At 37.1% G+C, this 25,971-nt stretch carries 15 protein-coding genes; 9 read left to right on the top strand and 6 right to left on the bottom strand.

Annotation, left to right across the window (positions count from 1 at the left end; translation table 11 throughout):
* Positions 1 to 7 precede the first annotated feature (7 nt).
* Complete coding sequence (locus tag BGC7_RS01085; RefSeq protein WP_050699696.1) at positions 8 to 1,336, top strand: TolC family protein; 1,329 nt, start codon at positions 8 to 10, stop codon at positions 1,334 to 1,336.
* Between the two features lie 86 nt (positions 1,337 to 1,422).
* Here BGC7_RS01085 and BGC7_RS01090 read toward each other — a convergent pair whose 3' ends face one another.
* The 5 genes from BGC7_RS01090 to BGC7_RS01110 all read right to left on the bottom strand — a co-directional run bounded on the left by BGC7_RS01090 (position 1,423) and on the right by BGC7_RS01110 (position 7,253).
* On the bottom strand, positions 1,423 to 2,205 hold the full coding sequence (locus BGC7_RS01090) for an outer membrane beta-barrel protein (protein ID WP_050699697.1): 783 nt from the start codon (positions 2,203 to 2,205) through the stop codon (positions 1,423 to 1,425).
* Between the two features lie 4 nt (positions 2,206 to 2,209).
* Positions 2,210 to 2,695 (bottom strand): DUF6108 family protein, encoded by a 486-nt coding sequence (locus BGC7_RS01095; RefSeq protein WP_087880026.1) that lies wholly within the window; start codon positions 2,693 to 2,695, stop codon positions 2,210 to 2,212.
* 10 nt (positions 2,696 to 2,705) lie between these two features.
* Positions 2,706 to 3,134 (bottom strand): hypothetical protein, encoded by a 429-nt coding sequence (locus BGC7_RS01100; protein ID WP_050699698.1) that lies wholly within the window; start codon positions 3,132 to 3,134, stop codon positions 2,706 to 2,708.
* The gene (locus BGC7_RS01105; protein WP_050699699.1) at positions 3,131 to 3,628 is read right to left on the bottom strand and encodes an RNA polymerase sigma factor; all 498 of its coding nucleotides are present in this window, start codon (positions 3,626 to 3,628) and stop codon (positions 3,131 to 3,133) included. Before BGC7_RS01105 ends, BGC7_RS01100 begins: the two co-directional genes overlap by 4 nt.
* Before the next feature lie 118 nt (positions 3,629 to 3,746).
* Positions 3,747 to 7,253 (bottom strand): bifunctional proline dehydrogenase/L-glutamate gamma-semialdehyde dehydrogenase, encoded by a 3,507-nt coding sequence (locus BGC7_RS01110; RefSeq protein ID WP_050699700.1) that lies wholly within the window; start codon positions 7,251 to 7,253, stop codon positions 3,747 to 3,749.
* Between the two features lie 399 nt (positions 7,254 to 7,652).
* Here BGC7_RS01110 and BGC7_RS01115 point away from each other — a divergent pair, with 399 nt between their 5' ends.
* Positions 7,653 to 9,812: an elongation factor G gene (locus BGC7_RS01115; RefSeq protein WP_050699701.1), complete on the top strand. Its 2,160-nt coding sequence runs from the start codon at positions 7,653 to 7,655 to the stop codon at positions 9,810 to 9,812.
* Positions 9,813 to 9,872: 60 nt separating this feature from the next.
* On the opposite strand, the gene BGC7_RS01120 is transcribed toward BGC7_RS01115, so the two are convergent.
* Positions 9,873 to 11,651, bottom strand: a complete 1,779-nt coding sequence (locus BGC7_RS01120; protein WP_050699702.1) for a mechanosensitive ion channel family protein — start codon at positions 11,649 to 11,651, stop codon at positions 9,873 to 9,875.
* A 152-nt stretch (positions 11,652 to 11,803) separates the two neighbouring features.
* Between BGC7_RS01120 and BGC7_RS01125 the strand changes: the two genes are divergently transcribed.
* The 7 genes from BGC7_RS01125 to BGC7_RS01155 all read left to right on the top strand — a co-directional run bounded on the left by BGC7_RS01125 (position 11,804) and on the right by BGC7_RS01155 (position 25,954).
* On the top strand, positions 11,804 to 12,265 hold the full coding sequence (locus BGC7_RS01125; RefSeq protein ID WP_050699703.1) for a DUF6769 family protein: 462 nt from the start codon (positions 11,804 to 11,806) through the stop codon (positions 12,263 to 12,265).
* 100 nt (positions 12,266 to 12,365) lie between these two features.
* Positions 12,366 to 13,613, top strand: coding sequence for an efflux RND transporter periplasmic adaptor subunit (locus BGC7_RS01130; protein WP_050699704.1), 1,248 nt, complete (start codon positions 12,366 to 12,368; stop codon positions 13,611 to 13,613).
* 19 nt (positions 13,614 to 13,632) lie between these two features.
* The gene (locus BGC7_RS01135) at positions 13,633 to 16,731 is read left to right on the top strand and encodes an efflux RND transporter permease subunit (protein ID WP_050699705.1); all 3,099 of its coding nucleotides are present in this window, start codon (positions 13,633 to 13,635) and stop codon (positions 16,729 to 16,731) included.
* Between the two features lie 31 nt (positions 16,732 to 16,762).
* Positions 16,763 to 17,950: a TolC family protein gene (locus BGC7_RS01140; RefSeq protein ID WP_050699706.1), complete on the top strand. Its 1,188-nt coding sequence runs from the start codon at positions 16,763 to 16,765 to the stop codon at positions 17,948 to 17,950.
* Between the two features lie 177 nt (positions 17,951 to 18,127).
* On the top strand, positions 18,128 to 20,959 hold the full coding sequence (locus BGC7_RS01145) for a triple tyrosine motif-containing protein (protein WP_369799067.1): 2,832 nt from the start codon (positions 18,128 to 18,130) through the stop codon (positions 20,957 to 20,959).
* Between the two features lie 307 nt (positions 20,960 to 21,266).
* On the top strand, positions 21,267 to 24,476 hold the full coding sequence (locus tag BGC7_RS01150) for a SusC/RagA family TonB-linked outer membrane protein (protein WP_082206395.1): 3,210 nt from the start codon (positions 21,267 to 21,269) through the stop codon (positions 24,474 to 24,476).
* Between the two features lie 23 nt (positions 24,477 to 24,499).
* Positions 24,500 to 25,954 carry a RagB/SusD family nutrient uptake outer membrane protein gene (locus tag BGC7_RS01155; RefSeq protein WP_050699707.1) on the top strand — a complete coding sequence of 485 codons (1,455 nt, stop codon included), beginning with the start codon at positions 24,500 to 24,502 and terminating at the stop codon, positions 25,952 to 25,954.
* Positions 25,955 to 25,971 lie beyond the last annotated feature (17 nt).

Genomic DNA, 25,971 nt, shown 5'->3' on the forward strand with positions numbered 1-25,971 from the left:
ATAGGATATGAAAACATATATAATAGCTATAGGTTTATTGTTTAGTCTCTCTTCTCTGGCTCAGAATAAATGGACTTTACGTCAGTGTATTGATTATGCTGTGGAAAATAATATAGAACTGCAACAACAGTCCTTGAATGTGAAAAGTGCAGAAATAGATCTTAGTACAACTAAGAATAGTCGATTGCCCGACCTGAATGCGAGCTTAGGACAAGGATTTGATTTTGGACGTTCTATTTCAGACGATAATACGTCGGTAGCTTCAAACTCTTCAAGGTCTTCGTTTAATGTAAAAACATCTATTCCTTTATTTACAGGATTTAAGATTCCGAATCAGATAAAGGTTGATAAATTGAATTTGCAAGCGGCAACTGAAGGATTGAAGAAAGCAAAGGAAAATTTGGAATTGCAGGTAGTATCTTTATTTTTGGAAGTCCTTTTCAAGAAAGAAATACAAAAAGCTTATGAGGAACAGTTTAATCAAAGTAAATTTCAGGTAGATAAAACTGAAATACTGTTGCAGACAGGAAAAATTCCGGCATCGCAGCTATATGATATAAAAGCGCAGGCTGCTAAAGATGAGTTGAATATAATACAGGCATCTAATGATTTATCTTTATCTTTACTTAACCTGTCGCAATCTCTCAATCTTCCGGTCTCGGAAGGATTCGATATTGTTCAGCCCGACTTGGGTGATGATGCAATAGATAATAATATAGGAAGTGTGTTGCCTCCTAACAATGTATATCAGATGGCATTAGGTATAAAGCCACATGTTAAAGAAGCAGAGTTGAAATTAGAGAGTAGTAAGAAATCTTTGAAAGTTGCGCAATCCGGATATTGGCCAACTTTAAATTTTGAAGCAAACTATCAAACATATTACTTAAAACTATCAGGAGTACGAGGTATGGGTTTTTTTGATCAGATGAATAAGCGTGGTTCCGAATCATTAGGTTTTAGCCTAAGCATTCCTCTTTTCAACCGTTTCCAAACACGTAATCAGGTGCGTTCTGCCCGTCTGAATATAGAAAATCAATCTTTGATTCTCGAAAATGTTAAGCTGGCCTTGTTTAAAGATATTCAACAAGCGTATCAGAGTGCGGTAAATGCACAGGCTAAATATACCTCTACAGGAAAAGCATTTGATGCTGCCGAAGAATCTTTTAAATATGCACGCGAGAGGTACGAAGCCGGAAAGTCTACAGTTTTTGAGCTTAATGAAGCACAGACAAAATTGCTGACAAGTAAATCTGAGCGTATACAAGCTAAATATGATTTTATATTCAGAGCCAAAATACTCGATTTCTATCAAGGAAAAGAAATAAATATAGATTAATAAAAGTTTAGTGACCGTTCCATAATGATTAAATCCCTGTGAGATATATTTTCACAGGGATTTATTTTATCTTGTTTTATTCTTTCTTATACTCCAATCATTAAACCAATAGTATAAGTTCTTAATTCGGGACCTTTGTCTTTTTTGAACATGGATATAGGGGCATAATAACCATATATTGCAATATCGTTGAATCCTATTTGAATCCTTAATCGTAAATCTATCGGGCGTATATTGAGGTCTCTTCCTTTATTCTCCACATACTTTTTATTTTCAATGTAGTATTTTACCTGAGATTTAGAATAATATTTAAACATTGCAACAGCTCCGCCTGAGATATGAAAATTAGAGGCTTGATATTCGAACAGTAAAGGTACTGTAACATAATAGGCAAGTAGTTTGGTCGATTTGTAGTTTATTCCTTCGGGAGCTGGTTCAAAGAGTGTTTTTCCGTCCTGTTTGGTCAAGGTAGCGTTCTCATCGAAGTGGTAACGTGACCACTCTGTACCTATACCGCTAACTAATAGCCAATGGTTACTTAACTGCTTATGAGAGTCGAACAGATTGACTGTGAAATTATGAGATGTACTCATCTTGAGACTTCCATTAGGTATTTTATCGCTGTTGTAATCCATAAAGCCCATTCCTATTCCTGTCCAATGCGGACTAAGATGCTTCTTGTTCTTCTTCCATGAAAAGATGACGTTGTAAGACGAGCCATTATATATTACACTGCTATTTTCACTACTTCCTGTTTGTTCAGCCTCAGCTATTGTTTCGGTAATAGTGTCTTGGAGACAGATGTACTCTTTTGCACTTATTGATAAAATGAAAAATACGGATAGAAATAAAATTGTTAATCTTTTCATAGTGTTATTGTAATTTTATACGTTTATTATTTACATAGATTAGTAAATCTTTCAGTTTTCCTAATTCTGTTTCAAGGTCTTTGGGTGTGATTTTTCCATTCAAATAGACCAATATGATTTTGTCCCCTTTATTTTTATAAAGGATAAATTCGTTATCTTTCGAAATTTTATTTTCTATATAATAAGTTAGATATTCTATTTTTCCATTTTTCTTCGCTTCCGATATTATTATACCATCCACTATATCTGTTTTGATTGCGTTTACAATATCTTCCTCTACTACGCCTCTGCAACCTATGATCAGACTTTTATATAATGTGATATTTGTTTTCGGTGCAAGAATATCTGTTGATAACTGAACAAGTATAGATCCTTCTCTCTTTCCATATTTGTCAAATATATTTTTGACTTTCAGATGATTCTGTGCTCTGCCGTACACACACACTACCTGAAGAAGGCATAATATCATTAATAATTTATACTTTACCATACTTATATATTTATTCGATAAAAGAGGCTACTATATCTATTTGGGAATTCAATACATCCTCGTTCATCTCGGATATATTTTCTATGGATATTAATGCCTTGTTATTTATAATATTTAAATCAGTACTTTTTTTTCCGTCAATATAGACTACCGATTGGCTTGTATTGCTATCTAATGGCGATACAAATACAATGTAAGCTCCTATCAGTAAGGCTATACTGGCTGCAATATTGGTGCAGATGAACAGAATATTTCTTCTCTTTGATTTGCTTTTTGATCGCGGTTTTTGATTCTCTGAAAAATAACTAAACATAGGAGCATAGCTTTTATATTTTTCTTCGATGTTAGGTCGGGAGAAATATTCACGAAGTTCTTGTTCATCTTGTAAAGAGGTTTCTCCTTCAAAATATTTTTCGAGTAATTTATCTATATTTTTCATATCTTATTTATTTCCAAAAATTGGATTCTTACATTTTTTCTAGCTCTCGAGAGATTTACTCTTACAGCTGTGACGTCGATTCCTATTATTTGAGCTATTTCTTCCAATTCAAATCCTTCTATATCTCGCATTTTTATTACCTGCTGCTGTATTTTAGGTAGTGATTCTATTATATTTCTAATAATCGAGTTATTATCTTGTTGTTCAGTGTATGTATATGGTGTTAGAGTCGTTTCGGCAATACTTAAATCATCCAAAGAAATATTATGTTTCTTCGTTCTTAACTTGTCGATACATATGTTTTTTAGCGTTTGCATAGCATAGCCTTTGATATTGGGATGGTTAGAGATCTGGTCTTTAACCTTCCACAATTTCATATATGTCTCTTGAATAGCATCCTCTGCTTCATCTTCATCCTTTAGCATGCTTAGAGCAAAGCTTTTCAGATTTTTCCTTGTGGTTGCGACTATTCTTTCAAATTTTTCCAACTCCATTTATTTAGATAACGATACTAATGAAAATTTGTAACATCAATAAGTGTGTTTTTATAAAAAAAGAGCTATAAGTTTTTTCGTAACCTATAACTCTCTTATGATTTAATGCAAATTACTCCTATTTATCTTCGCCGAAGATACTTCCATAGCGGTGATATTCATGTGCAATACTTTGTTCTTTCAGATAATGTAATAATTCTAACCTACCTTCTACAAGAGGTTTGTTTGATGCTATGTGCTTACCTAGTTTGGCAGCTTTTTCATAAATAGCATCGGATAGATTTGCTGAACACGTACGAACACGCTCATATTGGTGCATCTCTTCGATAAAATTATTCTCCTCTTGGATCTTTATCACTATACCCAACAAGAGGCTGGCAGCTTTTTCTATAGCGTGTAATTTGCTGTCGTTTCCTGAAAGACTTATAATAAGAGGTGTTGTCGTTATTTTTACAGCACTTAGTATGAGTAATATATCTGTAAGGCTGTCGCTCTCTTGTACGCGTAGTCCTATGTTTTTTAGAGGAAGGTAGCGGAAAATATTTTCTTCTCCATATAGGTTATTAACATCCCTTTCTTGTGAAAATTCAGTTATCCAAGCTTGTTTATTACTACCCCACGCATAACTTAATCGAGCTTTATCCTTTTCATCGGTAACTAGATCGGCTAAAGGAGACTTCTCTGTGACAGATAGAGTTTGTCCTTCTGTAAATTCGACAAAGCAAGACACATAATTTGGGCCTCCGGCCTTGATACCACCTCCGAAAGCAGAACGTTTCATCCCTCCAAATGGTTGACGGTTTACAATTGCTCCTGTAATGCCTCTGTTTATATACAAGTTGCCGGCTTCGATACTGTTTCTCCAGATTTCAATTTCATTTTCATCCAGACTCTGCAATCCTGCTGTAAGTCCGTATTCTGAAGAGTTTGCATATTCTATTCCCTGTTCCAGATCGTCGATGCATACTACAGACAGAAGCGGAGCGAACAATTCATTGGTAAAAGTAAAGCTTCCCGGTTTTACTCCCCATTTCACCGTTGGTTTGAGAATATATTTCTTTTCATCTGCAAATTCGGGAGCCACAAGCCACGATTCACCATTTTCGAGATTGTTGATAGCATGCAGCAGTTTTTCATTATCGTTGGTAATCATAGGACCTACCATATTCATTGTATCCCATACGCTACCGGTGCGCATACTTATTACTGCATCCTTTAGTTTTGCTTTGAAATTTTCGTCATTATATGTTTTCTTATCAACAAGCAGTAATGAGCATGCCGAGCATTTTTGTCCTGCATTGCCAAAGGCAGATGCCACTACATTTAGTATAGCATGATCCTGATCTCCGTTTCCGGTCAGTATTATTGCATTTTTCCCTCCTGTTTCGGCAGAGAGTGGAGTTTTTGGGCTGTTTTCTAAGAGCCTGAATGCCGTATCCGTACCTCCTGTTAATATTATATGTTTCACCGAAGGATGAGATGTAAGATAGTTGAGCGAAGAACGATCTGCACTACATACTACTTGTAAAGCATCTTTTGGCACTCCTGCATCCCAAAAGCATTTTGCAAATTCCCATGCAATAGGTAAGGCGACGGTTGCAGGTTTTAGTATAACGGTATTTCCTCCTGCTAAGGCAGCTGCTACTCCTCCTACAGGTATTGCCAATGGAAAATTCCAAGGCGGGATTACCAGTATTATTCCTTTGGGAGAGTAGGATATAGTGTTCAGCTCTTCGAAGTGTTTCATCGTTATAGGGTAGAAGCGGCAGAAATCTATTGCTTCCGAAACTTCCACATCTCCTTCGGTAAAGGTTTTTCCGGTTATGGAAGCCATGCAGCCGATTAGATCGCCTCTTTTAGCACTCAGATTGTCTGCTACCTGATGAAGTATTTCGTTGCGTTTGTCGATGCCTGTTTTTCTCCACTCCGATTTGTCTTCTTCCGCTATTGCTATTATTTCCTTTAGCTGATCGAGAGAAGAAAGGTTTGCTTCGCAGAAGCATACTTCGTCATTACGACTTCGGTCAAAGTATTTCTTCTTATTTTCTGTAATAATTTCTTTATCCCCAATCTGAACAGGAACAACAAAGTTCTTATCATTAATCAGTGTACCCCATTTTCTTAGCGATTCCAATGCCCACTCACGATTCTGGTCGAGATCGAGATCTGTATCTGGTTCATTCTTGAATACATTGATGTCTTTTACAGCTATTGGTTTGTCGTTTCTGTTTTGAGTACGGAAGGCTTGATGAACGATGCCGTCTTTTAATTTATAAGCATCTAAAAACTGTTGCGCAAGGAAATTCCACTGCGAACTGTCCAACTTTAGGTTGAAAGAATAACTCAGAAAGTTATCTTTTCCTGTATTCTCGTCCAATCTCCGTACTAAATATGATATTGCATTGAGGAAATGCTCTTTTTTTACTACAGGTGTGTATAATATAATTTGTTTACCCAGACTTCTCATAACCCGCGGCAAATGGTTAGCCATACCTTCCAACATTTCGAAAGTAACATAATTGGAAACCTCGTTTTTCTCGCTGAGTAAATATGCGTATGCTATACTGAAAAAGTTATGCGATGCTACTCCAAGGTGTAATGCTTCCGCATTTTCGGGAATCATAGCTATATCGAGTATATGCATATAATTAGCATCTACTTCCACTTTTGTCGGGTAAATGGGGTTTGGCCACCCTTTAAGGGACGATATGATACTTTCCATTTGTAGGTTGGCTCCTTTTACCAATCGCATCTTTAGAGGAGCTCCGCCATTCGCATAACGCTCTTTTGCAAATTTCAATAGTTTTTCTTGCAATAGCCCTGCATCAGGGAGATATGCCTGTACAACTATACCTGCTGTGTAGTTTTTGAATTGAGGCATGCTTAGTACCGTGCGGAATACGTCTAAAGTCAAGTCCATATCTTTATATTCTTCCATATCAAGATTTACAAACTTCGGTTTGCTTGTTCCGTCTTGTTCTGTATAAGGATTATCTATGGCCTGTTGATATATGGTTGCTACTAATTCGCAAAGTTCTTTTTTGTTTTGCTCATAGCTGAGAGAGTGTATTTGAGCATAGATGCCCGACAGCTTAATAGAGATGTAATTAATATCCGGTTCTTTTAATGCTTCCAGATAATGTTCGTATCGTTTACGAGCTTCTCCGTCTCCCAAAACGACTTCACCCAGCAGATTTACATTTTGTCCTATCTTGTTTTTCCATCTATTTGATAGATGGCTGGTAAGAGCTGGTCGTTCTTCTGATATGATTATTTTATTTGTTTCTTTTCGTAGTCTTTGATTAAATAACGGCATAGCTATGTTGGGTGCTAAAAAACCGAAATTCATAAATAGTTGCAATTGAAATCGATCGAAAGAATTAAAGAAATCGGGTATTCCGTATTCTTTGATCAATAATGTCATTCGTTTTACAAGTTTGCTATTGTCCCTTATTTGGGACGACTCATCCAACATTTTGGATAATAGAGTTTTACTTGAAGGTGTTTGTACTAATGAAGCAAATTTTTTCTGTTCTTTTACCTCTTCGGTAGTTAATTCTTTTTCCGCTTTGTCTAAAAATTGTTTAGCCCAATCAAGGACTTCCGAGGTTGTGATTTTTTCCATAGGTCTCAATGTTTAAGGATACATCAAATTTTGTTCTAAGGTAAATAAAAAGAGTGACAACGAAAAAGTTTATTTGACTATAAATTATGACTTTACTATCATTTTGTAGCAGAAAACTAAATTTGTTATTTTATGGATAGTCTAAAATATATATATTGTGCAGATAATAACATTGGATGGATCAGGTATGCTATCTACAGTCTATTGTCGTACATGTTGATAGTATATTGTAATATAAGATAATAGCAAAAAGATATTATTCAACATGTTTGGTGTTTTAGAGCCTAAAATATAACCGTTTCCTCAAAACATTTCATTAATTTTGGAAATATCGCCTCCAAAAAGAGGCTCTTTTGGTAAAAGGTACATAAATATTAACCATGTAAAAACATTTTAGCCATGAGAACTTACCAAACACAAGAAATCAAGAATATTGCTATTCTTGGTAGTTCGGGAGCGGGCAAAACCACTCTCGCCGAAGCCATGCTCTATGAAGCGGGTGTCATAAAACGCAGAGGAAGTGTTAAGGACGGAAATACTGTCTCGGACTATTTCCCCGTGGAAAAAGAATACGGATATTCCGTTTTTTCCAGCATTTTCTCTGTGGAATGGATGAATCGTAAACTAAACTTTATTGACTGTCCGGGGTCGGATGACTTTGTGGGTAATGTAGTTACATCTCTCAATGTAACAGATACTGCACTTATGGTACTTAATGCTCAGTATGGTATTGAGGTGGGAACCATCAACCAACTGAGATATACACAACGGTTGAAAAAACCTGTTATTTTTATTGTAAACCAGCTGGATCACCCAAAAGCAGATTTTGATAATGTGGTTTCTCAGCTGAAAGCCGACTACGGAGAAAAGGCCGTATTGGTACAATATCCTATAAACTGTGGTGAAGGTTTCAACGCAGTTGTGGATGTTTTGAAATTTAAAATGTTCAGATGGAAACCCGAAGGCGGAGTTCCCGAAGTGCTGGATATACCTGCCGAAGAAATGGATAAAGCGGCAGAATTGCAACAGAAATTAATAGAAGCAGCAGCAGAAAATGAAGAGTCTCTGATGGAAAAATTCTTCGATCAGGGTACACTTACCGAAGACGAAATGCGTATGGGGATTCGTTGGGGATTGGTCAATAGAGATCTCTATCCTGTTTTCTGTGTGTCTGCCGAAAAAGATATGTGTGTGCGTCGTACTATGGAGTTTCTTGGAAATGTAGTTCCCTATGTACGTGATTTGGCTGCTCCTGTAAATACAGAGGGTGCGGAGATAAAACCTGATTCGGATGCTCCTACCAGCTTGTTCTTCTTCAAAACAATGGTGGAACCTCATGTGGGAGAAGTTTCATATTTTAAGGTAATGAGTGGGAAAGTACATGAAGGTGATGATTTTGTAAACGCTGACAGAGGATCGAAAGAGCGTATGGGACAACTATTCTGTCCTGCCGGACAACAGCGTACAAAGGTAGAAGAATTAGTTGCCGGAGATATCGGGGCAACAGTTAAGCTTAAAGATGTGCGTACAGGAAATACCCTGAATGTAAAAGGTGTTGATAATAAATTCAATTTTATAAAATATCCTGATCCTAAATATCGTCGTGCAATAAAGGCGGAGAACGAAAAAGATACAGAAAAACTGAGTGAAGTTCTTCAACGGATGAGAGAAGAAGATCCTACATGGTTGATCGAGAACTCGAAAGAACTCAAACAAATGATTGTATCAGGGCAGGGAGAGTTTCATTTGAAGACCTTAAAGTGGAGAATAGAAAATAATGATAAAATAGCAATTGTATATTCCGAACCTAAGATACCTTATCGAGAAACGATAACAAAAGCTGCTCGTGCCGATTATCGTCATAAAAAACAATCGGGAGGAGCCGGACAATTTGGTGAGGTACATTTGATTGTAGAACCCTATGTAGAGGGAATGCCTATGCCGGAAACGTATAAGTTTAACGGACAGGAATTTAAGGTTCAGGCGCGCGATACTCAGGTTTATGATCTTGACTGGGGTGGAAAACTCGTTTTTGTGAGTAGTATTGTTGGCGGAGCTATTGATACACGCTTCTTGCCAGCTATATTGAAGGGTGTGATGTCTAGATTGGAGCAAGGGCCTCTTACAGGTTCTTATGCCCGAGATGTACGCGTTATTGTTTATGACGGCAAGATGCACCCTGTAGATTCGAATGAAATATCCTTTATGCTTGCGGGGCGTAATGCTTTTAGTGAAGCTTTTCGTAACGCAGGCCCTAAAATATTGGAGCCGATATACGATGTAACTGTCGCTGTGCCTTCCGATAAAATGGGAGATGTTATGAGCGATTTGCAAGGGCGTCGTGCAATGATTATGGGTATGGAAAGCGATAAAGGTATTGAAATGCTGAATGCGAAAGTACCTTTGAAAGAAATGGCTAACTATTCCATATCTCTGAGTTCTCTCACTGGAGGACGAGCATCATTTACTATGAAGTTTGCCAGTTATGAGCTTGTACCTTCCGATGTGCAGGATAAATTGCTTAAGGAATACGAAGCAAGCCAAAAAGACGAAGATTAATCATATATATCATTTCATAAAAGAAGTGCCGGAATAATATTCCGACACTTCTTTTATGTATCATTTCCTTTTATACTCGGAAGGCATCATAATATCGTTGCCATCTCTTTTTGCATAGAAATGTGGAGACATAATCTCGATTCCTGCCTCATTGAATTTATCTATTATGTTCTGATGTAGTTCAGAATATACACGAGGCATGGATAAGTCTCTGTCTGTATAGGCATTTATCTGATAACAGCAATAAAAATCGGCAAGCTCTTTAACTAAGACGAAAGGCTCAGGTTTCAACATTATTCCATCTGTTTGTGTGGCTGCGTCGATTAGTAATTGTTTCACTTTTTGCCAAGGAATTTCATATCCTACTGTGATGTCTGAATAAACTACAATTCCACGATCGCGGGCAGATGCACTATAGTTAGTAGTTTGAGAAGACATGATAAAAGAATTTGGGATAGTGATTATCTCGTTTTTCGATGTTCGTATACGGATCACGAAAGGAGTTTTTTCTATCACGTTGCCTACAGTATCGTTTAGTTTTATCTGGTCTCCTATCTTAAAGCCCCGCATATATGTGATAACGAGTCCTGCCATTAGGTTACCAATAACAGTTGTGGAACCTAAAGAGATAATTAAACCGATGAATACCGAAACTCCCTGAAATACCGGAGAACTTGAATTGGGGAGTAATGGCCATATCATTATAAGCATGAATGAATATAGTAAGAAACGCAATATCTGGTAAGTAGACATAGCCCAATCGGGATAAAATCCTTTTATTTTTAGTCGTTCTGCCGATATCTCATTAGCTATATATTTTAACCCACGCACTGCATATCTGAAGAATAAATATATTAGTACTATTTTGAACAGATTCGGAAGAAAGCTTGCTATAGCTTTTAGTATATCTTTTGCCGGATTCCATATATAAGACAGTAGGAGGTATGCGTACTTCTCTGTTTCCGGAAAAATAGAAAATACGACAGACAAGAAAATGATAAGCTGGATTATTATCAATATGTATTTGATAATATTGGTAATAACCATCAGTATTCGCTCTTGTTTCTCATTGTTCAGAAATTCGTAGTTGAAAATAGATATGGTTTTTAGTTTTTCACTGGTAAACTTCTTTATATATATACCTATCTTTTTGAAAAGTTTATTGGTTAGGTATATTAAAAGTATTTGTAGAAAAATAACTAAAATAAGCAGTAGAAAAGATTTTATTTTCTGTTGAAGCCCGTATTCGGCATGCAGTTCTGAAACCTTATTCGAGATGGTTTGTAAATATTGGTGTGCAAGATCTTCTCTTGTTGTGTTTTGCCATAACCCATCTTGGTCTGTGAGAGTGATTATAACTTGATCTCCTGACATAATATCAGTTACAAATTCACTTTCGAAGACATAGATAGAATCGGGTTTCATTGTAAGTTTTTTACCCAACCCTACTATCATATCAGTGGTCTTTTTTGCTCGGTCGGCAGGCATTACGCCTCCTCTTCTCGAATATAAACTAAATAAGGTATCTCCTTCTACAATGACAGGAAAGCCTCTTGTTACCAAACGGAGTGAGTCTATTTGTCTTTTTTGGTCAGCTTTTTTTATCGAGTCAGCTTTACCTTTACTACTCTTCTCGTTAATAAATGCTATTTCATTCAGTTTCAACTCTTGAATCTGTACTTCCAATTCCTGAATGCGTAAAGAATCTTGTTCTATTCTTGATGTTTGTATAGAGTCGAGAGTATTCTGATGTGTATTTTGCGCATTGATGTAAGATGTCGATAAGGCATAGATCAATAGAACTATATGCAGGAAGATATATTTGATCTTTGGTTTCATACTTATTTTATATAGTTTATTCTCCACAAATATAAAATTTGAAAGTTAAATATAAACCTTTTCACACTAAAATTATATATTACTATCAAATATAAAACCCTATTGTTCTTGAAAAAAGCGTTTGTTTTCCAGATTTATTCTACCTTTGTAAAATGAGGGTAAAACAAATACTCATTTTAGTGCTATTGTTGTCAGCCAATATTTTTTTATTGGCTCATTCAGTTTTGCCTCATTCTCACCACGATGGTATTGTGTGTTTCTCCTTAAATGAATTGAAGCATCAGCAAACTTGTTCCGATCATCATGACGATATAGGAGAATGCTGTTGTTGTGGTACACACTCACAGCAAGAACACCATCATTCAAATTCAGAAGACTGTGATCTGAAGGAAATTGTCATTCGCAATAATGATGATATTCACGACGATCTAATACCTTGCGGACATTGTCTTTCTCTCCTGTTCTCCATATACTCTCTGAATCAGTTCTTTATGGAAATGCCTCAGTTTGGGTTGATACAGGAACAGAAACCATATCTCAATTCTTATATCTCCCCGTATGTAGGTTCTGTAAAAAACCTACGAGCACCTCCCGTATCTTATTTTTTTAGTTAAGTATCCTCTGTGGTACTTCTATCTATCCTTTCCTAGATAGAACGATAAATAGTTTCTGTTGGATTGGTATATATTAAGCTTAAAAAAATAAGAACATAAAATGAAAAAATATATAATTTTTTTCGCTTGTCTGTTGGCGATAATGTGGGGCTGTAGCTCCTCTCCTAAAACAACAGAAGATCATTCAGGACATAATCATAGTGAAGAAGGACATCATTCCCATGCCGAGGGAGAAGCGCACAGCCACGCTGAGGGTGAGGAGTGCGATCACGATCACAATGAATCGGAAGGTGAACATACTCATGGATCGGATAAGGAAGCGCATGGTGATGAAATATTATTCACACCCGAGCAGGCTAAGCTTGTAGGTTTGAAAACTGTGACAGTTAGTCCCGGAAAATTTCATAAAGTAATAAAAACAAGTGGACAAATACTTTCTGCTCAAGGCGATGAAGTCACTATCTCTGCTACAATAAATGGTATTGTTTCTTTTAGTAGACCATCACTCAACGAGGGTGCATCTGTAAGAGCAGGGGAGTCTTTACTGGCTATATCGTCAAAGAACATACTTGATGGAGATCCTGCTTTAAAGGCCAAATCTTCATATGATATAGCCTTGCGAGAATATCAGCGGGCACAATCTCTGATAGGAGACAAACTAATCTCGGAAAAAGAATATAATGAGACAAAACTCAATTATGAGAATGCAAAGGTGTCGTATGATGCTTTCAGGCAAACAACATCGGGCAGAGGAGTCTCTATTTCTACGCCTATTGCCGGCTTCATAAAAACCCAATTGGTGAGTGAAGGGCAATACGTAGAGGTAGGACAAGCCTTGATGACGGTGACTAAAAACAGACGCTTGCAACTAAGAGCCGATGTGTCCGAACGTTTTTATAAAGATCTGGGTGGTATAGTTTCGGCTAACTTTGTTACATCTTACGATGATGCTATTCACCGTCTTTCCGATCTCAATGGGCGTGTAGTCTCTTATGGCAGAGCTACCAACGGACAGGAGTATTACTTACCTATAAATTTCGAATTTGATAATGTAGGGCAGATTATATCAGGCTCTTATGTCGAAATCTATCTGTTGGGGCAAGCACGCGAAAATGTGATAACCGTACCTGTGTCTGCACTGACAGAGGAGCAGGGGATTTACTTTGTTTATCTGCAAGAACATGATGATGCTTATAAAAAGCAAGAAGTTACTCTTGGTGCCAGTGATGGCAGTATGGTAGAGATCCTCTCAGGACTCAAAGATAAAGACAAAGTAGTATCGGTAGGGGCTTCGCACGTAAAGTTGGCTTCGGCGTCCGGTTCCATACCTCATGCTCACGAGCATTAACTGAGAGGAGGATAACGTTATGTTGAATAAAATAATACAATTCTCGCTCAACAATAGGCTGGTTGTACTTATTGCTGCTGTCTTACTTTTGATTGCAGGTATATATACAGCTAAGAATATGGAAATAGATGTGTTTCCCGATCTTAATGCGCCTACTGTTGTTATAATGACCGAAGCTAACGGCATGGCTCCCGAAGAGGTTGAACGCTTAGTTTCTTTTCCTATCGAGACTGCTGTGAATGGTGCTACTGATGTGCGTCGTGTACGATCTTCTTCCACAACAGGATTTTCTGTGGTATGGGTAGAGTTCGACTGGGGTACGGATATATACAAAGCCCGCCAGATAGTAACCGAGAAGCTGGCTACTTTGAGCGGATCTTTACCCGAAAATATCGGACAACCTACTCTTGCTCCACAATCGTCTATCCTTGGCGAAATAATGACTATCGGGTTGTCTTCCGATTCAGTCTCTTTGCTCGATTTACGTACGATAGCCGACTGGACTATCCGCCCTCGTCTGCTGTCTACCGGAGGTGTGGCTCAGGTTACTATTATAGGGGGAGATATTAAGGAATATCAGATTCTTCTCAATCCCGGACGAATGAAACATTATGCTGTAACTCTCGACGAAGTGCTCGAAGTTACACGCAATATGAATCAGAATGCGTCGGGTGGAATATTGTACGAATATGGCAATGAATATATTGTAAGAGGTGTCTTGCAAAGCCTAGATACTGATGACCTGGGAAAAGCTGTTATAAAGAAAGTCGGGGAGAGCCCTATTTTAATCAGAGATGTGGCCGAAGTGCGAATAGGAGCTAAGTCACCAAAACTAGGATTAGCTTCGGAAAAGACAAAAGCGGCCGTACTGCTTACTGTAACCAAACAGCCTAATACCAATACTATAGAGCTGACTGATAAACTTGAGGCATCTATTGCTGATCTGCAAAAGAATCTGCCTGCGGGTATTAAAATTTCTACCGATATATTCAGGCAAGAACGCTTCATAAACAATTCTATTCATAATGTAGAAAAGTCTTTGTACGAGGGCGCTATATTTGTGGTCATTGTCCTGTTCTTGTTTCTGATGAACGGACGTACTACTTTTATTTCGCTAATGGCTCTTCCTCTGTCTTTGCTGTCTTCCATACTTGCCTTGAAAGCGATGGGACTTACTATAAATACAATGAGTCTGGGTGGTATGGCGATTGCAATAGGCTCGCTGGTGGATGATGCTATTATAGATGTGGAAAATGTATTTAAGCGGCTGCGCGAAAACAGGCAGAAACCCAAGGAGGAGCAGAAAAGCGTGTTGACTGTAGTCTTCGAAGCATCCAAAGAGGTGCGTATGCCTATTTTGAACTCTACTCTTATCATCGTTACCAGCTTTATCCCTCTGTTTTTCCTTACCGGAATGGAAGGGCGTATGTTGGTTCCTCTTGGTATAGCATTTATAGTAGCACTCTTTGCATCCACAGTTGTAGCTCTTACCGTTACGCCAGTGTTGTGTAGCTATTTACTGGGTAAAAACAGAAAAAATAAGGAAGAAAAAGAGCCTGTGTTTGTTGTAAAACTGAAAGCAGTGTATGAAAAGAGTTTACACTGGGCATTGGATCATCAAAAAATAGTGTTGGGTATAACAGGAGCTTTGCTTGCTTCGGCTGTTATTATATTCTTTACATTCGGGCGAAATTTCCTTCCTGCCTTTAATGAAGGTTCATTTACTATTACTCTCAATACTTTGCCCGGTATTTCGCTCGAAGAATCGGATAAAATAGGGCGATTGGCCGAACAGCAGTTGTTGAGTGTTCCCGAAATTCAGACCGTAGGACGAAAAACTGGACGAGCCGAACTTGACGAACACTCTTTCGGGGTAAATACCTCGGAAATAGAAGCTCCGTTCATTCTTAAAGACCGTTCGCGCGAAGAAATGACACAGGGGTTGAGGGATAAACTAAATGCCATACCCGGAGTAAGCATCGAGATAGGGCAGCCCATATCGCATCGTATAGACCATATGTTGTCGGGTACGAAAGCCAATATAGCTATAAAGCTGTTTGGATCGGATTTGAACAAGCTTTATTCGATAGGTAATCAGATAAAATCGAATATAGAGAATATAGAAGGTATTGCCGACCTCAACGTAGAACAACAGGTTGAGCGCCCACAACTGAAAATAGAGCCTCGCCGTGAGTTACTGGCTAAATATGGTATAACTATGCCTCAATTCTCGGATTTTGTAACAGCTATGCTTTCGGGAGAGGTGGTGTCGCAGGTATATGATGCGGGTAAGAGTTTCGATCTTACGCTGAAAGTAGACGACAGCTTCAAAAATCAGGCAGATAAAATACGAAATCTGATGATAGATGCCGATGGTAAGAAAATACCGTTCGAGTATGTTGCTAAAATAACTTCCTCGTCAGGCCCTAACACTGTAAACAGAGAGAATGCACAGCGGAAGATTGTTGTTTCGGCAAATGTGGCCGGACGTGATTTACGAAGTGTGGTAAACGATATCAGAGAGAAAGTGGATAGCGATATCCAATTGCCCGAAGGTTATCATATAGAATACGGAGGACAGTTTGAGAGTGAACAGGCAGCTTCGAAAATATTGCTTATTGCTTCTGTTTTTGCTATTATGATTATATTTCTACTATTGTATAATCAGTTCAGAAATATAACTCAGTCAGCTGTCATTCTGCTAAATCTGCCTTTGGCTCTTATCGGAGGGGTGTATGCTATACTGTTTACGTCCGGTGAAATCAGTATTCCTGCAATAATCGGATTTATTTCGCTTTTCGGTATTGCTACTCGTAATGGCATCTTGTTGATGGCACATTACAACGATTTGGGTAATAGTGGCTTTTCTGTCAACAAGAGTATTCTGCAAGGATCGCTCGACCGATTGAATCCTATATTGATGACAGCGCTCTCGTCGGGCTTGGCTCTTATTCCATTGGCAGTACAAGGAGATCTGCCGGGTAACGAAATACAAAGTCCTATGGCAATTGTCATATTAGGAGGTTTGTTTACTTCTACATTGCTTAATATGTATGTTGTTCCTATTGTGTACAGAATGCTAAAGAAGCAGAGAACATTAAAAGAGGAAACTGTATAAATTCTTTGTTTGGATAAATAGATTATTAATTATGAAAAAGAAAATATATATACTGCTATTTGCAGGATTGTTTATTCTCAATATTGATTTAAGATCTCAGGATGTTTTTTCTCAGGTTCTTAGCAATATCGAGTTGAATAATACAACATTAAAAGCTTTAAAGGAAAAGACCGATGCTGATAAGATAGGAAATAAGACTGGTATAAATCTGTCTAATCCAGAGGTTGAGTTCGGATATCTTTGGGGATCGCCGGCTGATGAAGGCAAACGAGTAGATCTTGCCGTAAGCCAATCTTTCGACTTTCCTACAGCATACCGTTACAAATCACAATTGTCGGACGGTAAAAATAAACAGGCTGATCTGACATATGAAGAACAGCGCAGGGGCATACTTCAGCAAGCTCGTTTGTTGTGTGTAGAATTGGTGTACCAACAAAAGATTCACGATCAGTTAACCGAGAGACTTCAGCAGGCAAAAAGCTTGTCTCAGGCCTATCAGAGAAGCTTCGATCAAGGGTCTATAGATATTTTGGAATATAATAAGACAAAACTAAACCTACTGAGTGCAGAGAAAGCACTACAAATGAATGAAGTAGATATGGAGCTAGTGAAGTCGGAGCTGATAAGGATGAACGGAGAACAGCCGATTGAAATAAATTTCAGGAATTATCCTTCATACTTATTATCTATCAACTTCGACGACTGGTTTGATAAAGTAAAGGAGAATAATCCATCTGTGCAGTTGTCTGAAAAGGAAATAGAACTGAGTAAGAAACAGGAACAACTCACCAAGGCTCTTAATCTGCCTAAATTCTCGCTGGGATATACGAGCGAGCGTGTTTCGGGTACTACCTTTCAGGGTGTTGCAGTTGGAGTGTCTATTCCTTTGTGGGAAGGACGTAATACTGTAAAGCATCAGAAAGCACAGACAATGGCTTTGCAGATGCAGTACGACGATTTGAGAATACAGTTTCGCAATGCTCTGAAAAATCAGTATGTAAAAACATATAAGTTGTCTGTTTTGTTAAAAGAATATCAAGATGCTTTGAACGTAACAAACAATAAAAATTTATTGAAAACGGCTTTGGATAAAGGACAACTGTCTCTGATTAATTACCTGCTCGAGCTATCCGCATATAATGAAACTGTAGACAAATATCTTGAAACAGAACGTGATTATCAGCTAGGTGTAGCAGAATTACATCAATGGGAATATTGATGAGTATATGATATACTATTTGTACTGCCTTGTCTAAAATAATCAAATATATTTGTTTCTATACAAGGCGGTACAATAGTATTTTTTTGAAAAAATATAGATGCCATTATTGCTCGTTCCAAGTATCTAATATAAAAATAGTACTTTTGACAAATAAGTAAAATAAACGAGAATACCATGATGGTCATTTACAGATACATTCTATTTTTATTATTTATATTAGCAGCTTTACCTCTATTTTCTAATAAACCACATATAATAAACTTACATAGAGAAGACTATAAAGCAGATAATAAAAATTGGTCTATAGGACAAGACGAAAGAGGATCCATGTATTTTGGTAATGATATAGGATTACTGGAGTTTGATGGTATTGAATGGATACTCAACCGAATACCCAATTCGTTAATAGCAAGATCCGTTGTCGTATTGTCTCATAATACTATATTTACAGGAAGCTATGAGGAGTTTGGGCGTTGGGATAGGGATGTCTCAGGCAAATTGGTCTATACCTCTTTAAGCGATAGTCTTGATAAAGCTCTTTTTCGGAACGATGATTTCTGGAAAATCTGGATAGCAAAAGATTGTGTCTATTTTCAGTCTTTTTCCTCTATATATGTATATGATTATAAGACAGTAGAGAGAGTCCCTTCCGAGAAAGGATTTCTCTTTTTGTCGAAGGTGAGGGAAGAGTTTCTGGTTCAACAAATGTTAGGCCCCCTTTTCCGGCTGAAAGGTACTCATCTCACAAAGATAGAGGGCAGTGAGATATTTAGTGGTACAGATGTGCGGGTTATTCTTCCTTACAAAGACAATCAGTATATTATAGGAACAACAACAAAAGGAATCTATCTGTATGATGGAGTGACTTTTAAAGAATGGAATCCCGCGTTGTCGGGAATTATGAAATCGAAAGAGCTTAATTGTGGAATATTATCTTCAAGAGGGACTTATTATTTCGGTACTATTCTCGATGGTATGTATGAAGTAGACCTGACAGGGGAGATAATAGACCATATCTCAACAAAGAATTCTTTACAAAACAATACGGTTTTGTCTCTTTACGAAGACAATCTTAACAATGTATGGGTTGCCCTCGACCGGGGAATCTCCTATATCCAATATATTGACAATATGAGTAGTTTCACAGACCCTACAGGTAATACCGGAGCTGTATATGGGGGTGTATTGTGGAATGATAAGTTATTTATAGGAACCAATCAGGGTGTATTCTATATTCCTCAGGCGGGACTAAATAAATCAGTTTCTCTTTCCGATCTGAAAATGATTGATGGAACACAAGGACAGGTTTGGGGGTTTAAAGTTGTAGAAGGTAAGCTATATTGTTGTCACAACAAAGGTCTGAAAGAGATACACGAAAACCTGACTGTGAGTGATGCTTTTGCAATAGGTACAGGCGTATATAGTATTTCTAATGCGAGAATTAAGAGTGTCGATTTACTGATACTGTCTACTTATCAGTCAATAAGGATAATAGATAAAAAAACGAATAAAATATACAGACCCGGACAAATATCAGAACCGATAATAAATGCAGAATTAGACCATTTAGGAAATGTTTGGCTTGAGCATTTCAACCGAGGCGTTTATCGTTGTCGCTTAGACGAAGATTTGACAGGGTTTCGTAGTTTTTCTTATTATGGAGGAAATAATAATGATGAGTTGCCATATAAACTGAAGCTGTTTAAAGTAGGAGGGCGTATCGTTCTTCTAGGTAATGATAGTTTTTATACTTATGATGATATAGTCGATAAAATTATACCTAACAAGAATTTGAATGACTGTTTCAATAATGTAAAAGATCTTAGACAAATTATTCCTATCAAGGATGAACTCTTTTGGGCACTTACGAGTAATGCCATATATAAGTTTTCTTATGATGGCTACAATGCATCGATTCTCGAGAATTATAATTTAGGAATGAATTTGTCGTTGGTAAATGCTTACGAAAACATTTCTATTTTAAATGATTCACTTAGTCTTATTTGTCTCGATAATGGATTTCTTCTGTATAATAACCAATCAGTTGACAGAAATTATAGAAATACAAAAAGAGTATTGCTTCTACCTTATCTCGAATCGTTAGAATGTATTAACTCTGATGGAGTATCTGAATATAAAAGTCTGACAGAGCCAGTTAAGATATCATATAACTTCAATACAATAACATTTTCTTTTTCTTCAGAAAATACATATGCAAATAGTTTATCTTTTCAGTATATGCTCGAAGGCGTAGACTTGGATTGGTCGGCTGCTCAAAAAGTAAATAATGTAACCTATGCACGCTTGCCTAAAGGAGAGTATACTTTTAAGGTAAGAACGGTAGATGGTTTAGGTAATTATTCGGATATCACTTCATTCCGCTTCGAAGTATCTTCTCCATGGTATTCTACAATATGGGCATACTTCTTATATGTAGCATTAGTTATATTTTTAATGTACGCTTCTTGGATGTTGGTTTTGAGAAGATACCGAAACTTACACTTGCAAAAGATACGGCATAGAGAAACTAAGAGACTCAGAACCTTAGCCGGAGAGTTACAACAAGAAGTAGAACAGAAGAGTGCAGAAATACTTACTCAAACCTCATTTATAATACAAAAAAATGAACTGATTCTGAAAATAAAAGATATTATTGATGAATTCTATTCTAAGAATAAAACGAATACATTATTACCTTTGTATCAGAAGATCAATTCTTTATTAAATAATAACCTTAATTCGGAAGACGACTGGAAGATGTTTTTAATAAAGTTTGAAGAAAAACATACCGGATTCTTCAAAAAATTAAAAATGCTTTATCCTCAACTTACTAATAGTGATCTTAGATTATGTGCCTGCCTGAAGCTCAATCTGGAGACAAAAGAAATTGCTTCTCTAATGAATTTATCAATCAGGGCTGTTGAAAATAGCCGTTATAGACTACGTAAAAAGTTAAATTTACAGCCTTCTCAAAACCTCAATGAGTTCTTCCTTAAGATAGATTGATGTATATGTATCTTATTGTTGTTTAGCGTTTTATTTTTTTTTGAGAGGTAATAGTGAGTTTGTAATACTGTTAAAATCTAATGGTATGTATCTATGATGTATTAACTTTTTATAAGGTTTTGGTCGTGTTGCATAATTTTGACACAGATCTAATATCATACGACCGAAAACAGCCATGATGTATTGACTATTTGATAGATTATTTCGAAGGTTAATAAACAGCGTTTCCGTAAACTGTTATCATTACTTTTCTGTTGTTCATAGTAGATTTATTTGAAAAAAGTGTGTTTAAATAAAAAGTAAAACTATGAAAATTAAACCTAAAAGAACATTTATTACACAAGGAGCAAATTCTTTCCTCAGGAAAAGTTTTGTATTCTTGACTTGCTTCCTACTGGCAAGTACTGTAAGTATTTATGCTCAAAACAAAACTGTTTCAGGTAAAGTTACAGATGCCCTAAGCGAACCGCTTATAGGAGTAAGTGTAAAAATACAAGGAACTACAAATGGAACAATTACTGATATAGATGGTATGTATTCATTGTCTGTTAAACAAGGAGATGCTTTGGAATTTTCTTATGTTGGCATGAAGACACAGCTTATAAAAGTTACTTCTCAGAGTACTATTAATGTAATATTGGCAGATGATGCAAGAGTATTGACTGAAACTGTTGTCATTGGTTACGGTACTTCGAAGAAAGCTGACCTTACAGGATCTATCGGTAGTGTAAACTCAGATGCAATAATGAAACAACCCGCACTCAATGCTGTACAGTCTGTACAGGGTAAAATTTCGGGTGTTAATATTATTAGTAATGACTCTCCGGGTTCTACTCCTACAGTGATTATTCGTGGTATGGGTACTACCTTAGGGGGACGTAATCCTTTATATATTGTTGACGGTTTTCCTGTAGATGATATAAAGAATATAAACTCTTCCGATATCGTTTCTATGGATGTTCTTAAAGATGCATCTTCGGCTTCTATCTACGGTGTGAGAGCAGCTAATGGTGTTATTTTAGTAACTACCAAAAAAGGAAAAACCGGTTCTGCAAAGATCGGAGTAGAATCATATGTTGGGATGAAGACTGTTTTGAATAAAGTGAAAATGGCAAATGCATCTCAGTATATTGAGTACTTCAATCAGAATCAGGATTTGTTGAAATCATATGCTAAGGAAGCAGATAAAAAGAATTTCTATAATCTGGCACCTGCTAGCGAACAGGCTAATAATACAGATTGGTACGATGAACTATTACGTACAGGTGTGTTTACTAACAATGTTGTTTCACTGTCAGGAGGTAGCGAAGCTGTAGATTACTATCTAAGTTATAACTATTACGATGAAAGTGGTATTCTTGACAATCAGAATTTTCAACGTACGACTATCAGAAACAACAACGTCTATAAGTTTTTTAATGATCGTTTAAAATTCAGCCAGAATCTGAATCTATCATTCTCTACCGATCGCCCGAAACCTTATGGTGCATTCAATGAGGCTTATCGTCAATCTCCGCTGGTAGGACCTAAGTTCCCTAATGGACGTTGGGGTACATCAAGTGTCGATAAAGCAAGCGGTATTGCCGGACTTGAAGGTACTAATATGGGTAAACTTAATTCAATAGGCAATCCTTTATTTAATATCGACAATTCGGCACAAAAATCTAAAACTCTTTCAGTACAGGGAGGTTTTGAAGGTGAGTTCAAAGTCACAGATTTCTTGAAGGTGAATTCTCGTTTTGGTGCAACTAAATTCTATTATAAAGACCGTCAGTTCGAAAATAAAGAGAACGCATGGTTGGCAGTAAACCCTACTAAAACATCAGCAGATTATCAGGCTAGTAAAGCGGCCAATCCCGGAAAAAATAACTGGGCTAGTAACTCTTTGAGACTTGAAGAACTGGAAACATTCCGTTGGGTATGGGAAGCTTTTGCAACATTCAATAAAGATTTCGACAAACATCATGTTGAGGCTGTAGTTGGTACTTCTCGTGAAAAATCTGGTATAGGTAATAACTCTGTATTCAAAGTTTATGATGTTCCTGAGAAGTCACAATATTGGAGTATTGGTAAGGCTTCTGGTGCATATGCTATGGATGTGGAAAGAGAATATGACTATACTCCTCGTGCTCTAGCTTCATATTTTGCTCGTGTTCAGTATAATTATGATAATAAATATTACCTATCAGGAACGGTAAGACGTGATGGTTCAAGTACTTTTAAATCAAATGAAGATTATTGGGGCACATTCCCTTCTATCGGTTTAGGCTGGACTATCTCGAAAGAAAGCTTTATGCAGGATATTACTGTTCTTAATTATTTGAAATTGAGAGGTACATGGGGAAAATTGGGTAATCAGGATGTACCATTGAATGTTAATCAAATATATACATCTACAGGTAGTGCAAATTACAATTATGTATTTGGTCCTAGTCAGAGTTTAGTATATGGAGCAGCATTTGGTTCTCCTGTAATGCCTTTATCTTGGGAGGTTACCAGAGAGTGGGGCGTAGGTTTCGACTTTTCACTTCTAGATGATAGATTAACAGGTAATTTCGACTATTATAACAAGTTAAATACAAATACTATTCTGAAAGTAAAACCGGTACAAAATACTTGGTATGAAAAAGAATTCTATGCACATGGTGCTAAGGTAGAAAATGCTGGTTTTGAGGTTGGTCTTGGTTGGAGCGACAAATTGGCTAATGGTTTAATCTATGAAATATCAGCAAATTATTCATATAACAAAAATGAAGTAAAAAATGTGACTCCTACTTATGATGGTGATACCGGAGGTAGCTTGAGTGACGGCCAAATTACTAAACGTTTGAGAGAAGGTGAACCTGTATATGCATGGTGGCTGTTAGAAGCTGATGGAGTATGGCAGACTCAGGCTGAAATTGATGATCCAAATAATGCAAAATTAGGAACTCCTAAAGTTGGTCATTTGAGATATAAAGATCAAAATGGTGATGGTATGATTGATGACCGCGACAAAGTTTATATGGGTTCATATCTTCCAACATCTAACTATGGTATCCATGTTGGTTTAGGCTATAAGAGCTTCGACTTTAGTATAGATGGTTATGGTGTTGCCGGAAATAAAATATATAATGGATTGAAACACGGTCGTATAGACGGAGGTGAAAATATCACTTATGAAACTTATAAAAACAGATGGACAGGAGCAGGTTCTACGAATGAGCATCCCGGAGCTAACAGAGATAGCTATTCATCCAGCTATTTCCTAGAGAGCGGAGCATTCTTCCGTATCAATAACATTACTTTAGGATATACACTAAATGATTTGGTATTCTCAGGTTCTAAGTTGAGATTTTATGTAACTGCTCAAAATCCATTTATGTTTACAGGATACTCAGGATTTTCTCCGGAAATATCTGGTTATTCTACCGATACACAGGTGCCTGTGGGTGACCCAAGTAGAACAGCAGGTATTGAGTTAACAGCTTATCCGACAACTCGCAATTTTATTTTTGGTCTTAACCTGCAATTTTAACAACACGCTAAAAGTATAGAATCATGAAAAAAATATACATAGGAATTATATCATTTGCCCTCTTGTTATTTGCCTCAGGCTGTAGCGACTTTTTGGATGTAAATTCTCAGGAGAATGTTGAAGAGGATGATAAAGATGAAGTATATACTCCCGAAATGTTTGTAAATGGAGTATATGGAATGTTTACCGATTGGGATTACGCATTTTCATTTCTTGCCATTACTGAAATGATTTCAGATAATGCTGATAAAGGCAGTTCTCCCGGTGACCCGGGCGGTGATAAAGATTTGTTCGATAATCTAACTTTTACCAGTGGGGCCGGATCAATTGATGCGATGTGGACAAAATGGTATAAAACTATCGGACGTGCTACAAAATCTATCGAGTTTACAGAGAGCACTCCTATTGAGGATGCAAAATATAAGAACAGATTGATTGGCGAAGCTAAATTTCTTAGAGCTGTAAGTTATTTCTATTTGGTCAGAGGTTGGGGTGATGTTTCTATTCAGAATAAAGATGTAACATCAAGAGCTCCTAAAGCAGATGTTTATGCATATATCGAACAAGACCTGAAAGATGCAATGAAAGTATTACCCGAAAAATATACAGATAGCAAAGATCTTGGTCGGGCTACAATGGGTGCAGCACAAGGACTTTTATCTAAAGTATATTTATATCAGGGTAAATGGCAGGAAGCATATGATAATGCATCAGCCGTTATATCTAATACAGCATACGGTTATAGCCTGATAGATTACTCTCTTATATGGAGAGCAGAAGGAGAAAACAGTTCGGAATCTTTATTTGAAATTCAAGCTAGTGGAGGTTCTCCTGCACACGGTATTCAGCAGTATTCAGAAACTCAGGGTGCTCGTGGAGGAACAGGCTGGGGCTGGGGATTCAATACTCCTACTCAGGATTTATTAAATGCTTTCAATGCAGAGACAAGTACTCAATCTGGAGTTACAGGTGATGTTATTCGTCGCAATGCAACTATTATGTTCAACAATTCTATATTGTATGATGGTTATGAACTTAAAAACTGCGAAAACCCGATGTATAATATGAAAGCTTATTCCAGTGCGAATAAAGGTGCAGCAGATGGAGATAAAAACTTAAGATATCTTCGTTTGGGAGAAATCTATCTGATAAAGGCTGAAGCTGCTAACGAATTAGGTTTAGTTACAGGCGAGAATGGAGCATTGGCTGCATTAAATAAAATCAGAGATAGAGTGAAGCTTAAAGAAGTAACTACAACCGATAAAGCTGAATTGCGTAAAGCTATCTGGCACGAACGTCGTCTTGAGCTGGCTTTCGAACACGATCGTTGGTTCGACCTGATCCGTACAGGCGAAGCTGAAACAGTAATGAAAGCTCACGGCAAACCATTTATTCATGGTAGACATGAATTGTTTCCTATCTCGAACACACAATTATTAAATACTCCTTCTTTAGGACAGAATCCGGGCTGGAGCTAATTATAACAGATATGTTG

Origin of the sequence: Dysgonomonas sp. BGC7 (genome assembly GCF_001261735.1) — a bacterium.
In the GTDB taxonomy this organism is placed as follows: domain Bacteria; phylum Bacteroidota; class Bacteroidia; order Bacteroidales; family Dysgonomonadaceae; genus Dysgonomonas.

Bases quoted from the DNA above. Each gene is read 5' to 3' on its own strand.
- BGC7_RS01085 (WP_050699696.1), top strand. From the start codon at position 8: ATGAAAACATATATAATAGCTATAGGTTTATTGTTTAGTCTCTCTTCT.
- BGC7_RS01090 (WP_050699697.1), bottom strand. From the start codon at position 2,205: ATGAAAAGATTAACAATTTTATTTCTATCCGTATTTTTCATTTTATCA.
- BGC7_RS01095 (WP_087880026.1), bottom strand. From the start codon at position 2,695: ATGGTAAAGTATAAATTATTAATGATATTATGCCTTCTTCAGGTAGTG.
- BGC7_RS01100 (WP_050699698.1), bottom strand. From the start codon at position 3,134: ATGAAAAATATAGATAAATTACTCGAAAAATATTTTGAAGGAGAAACC.
- BGC7_RS01105 (WP_050699699.1), bottom strand. From the start codon at position 3,628: ATGGAGTTGGAAAAATTTGAAAGAATAGTCGCAACCACAAGGAAAAAT.
- BGC7_RS01110 (WP_050699700.1), bottom strand. From the start codon at position 7,253: ATGGAAAAAATCACAACCTCGGAAGTCCTTGATTGGGCTAAACAATTT.
- BGC7_RS01115 (WP_050699701.1), top strand. From the start codon at position 7,653: ATGAGAACTTACCAAACACAAGAAATCAAGAATATTGCTATTCTTGGT.
- BGC7_RS01120 (WP_050699702.1), bottom strand. From the start codon at position 11,651: ATGAAACCAAAGATCAAATATATCTTCCTGCATATAGTTCTATTGATC.
- BGC7_RS01125 (WP_050699703.1), top strand. From the start codon at position 11,804: ATGAGGGTAAAACAAATACTCATTTTAGTGCTATTGTTGTCAGCCAAT.
- BGC7_RS01130 (WP_050699704.1), top strand. From the start codon at position 12,366: ATGAAAAAATATATAATTTTTTTCGCTTGTCTGTTGGCGATAATGTGG.
- BGC7_RS01135 (WP_050699705.1), top strand. From the start codon at position 13,633: ATGTTGAATAAAATAATACAATTCTCGCTCAACAATAGGCTGGTTGTA.
- BGC7_RS01140 (WP_050699706.1), top strand. From the start codon at position 16,763: ATGAAAAAGAAAATATATATACTGCTATTTGCAGGATTGTTTATTCTC.
- BGC7_RS01145 (WP_369799067.1), top strand. From the start codon at position 18,128: ATGATGGTCATTTACAGATACATTCTATTTTTATTATTTATATTAGCA.
- BGC7_RS01150 (WP_082206395.1), top strand. From the start codon at position 21,267: ATGAAAATTAAACCTAAAAGAACATTTATTACACAAGGAGCAAATTCT.
- BGC7_RS01155 (WP_050699707.1), top strand. From the start codon at position 24,500: ATGAAAAAAATATACATAGGAATTATATCATTTGCCCTCTTGTTATTT.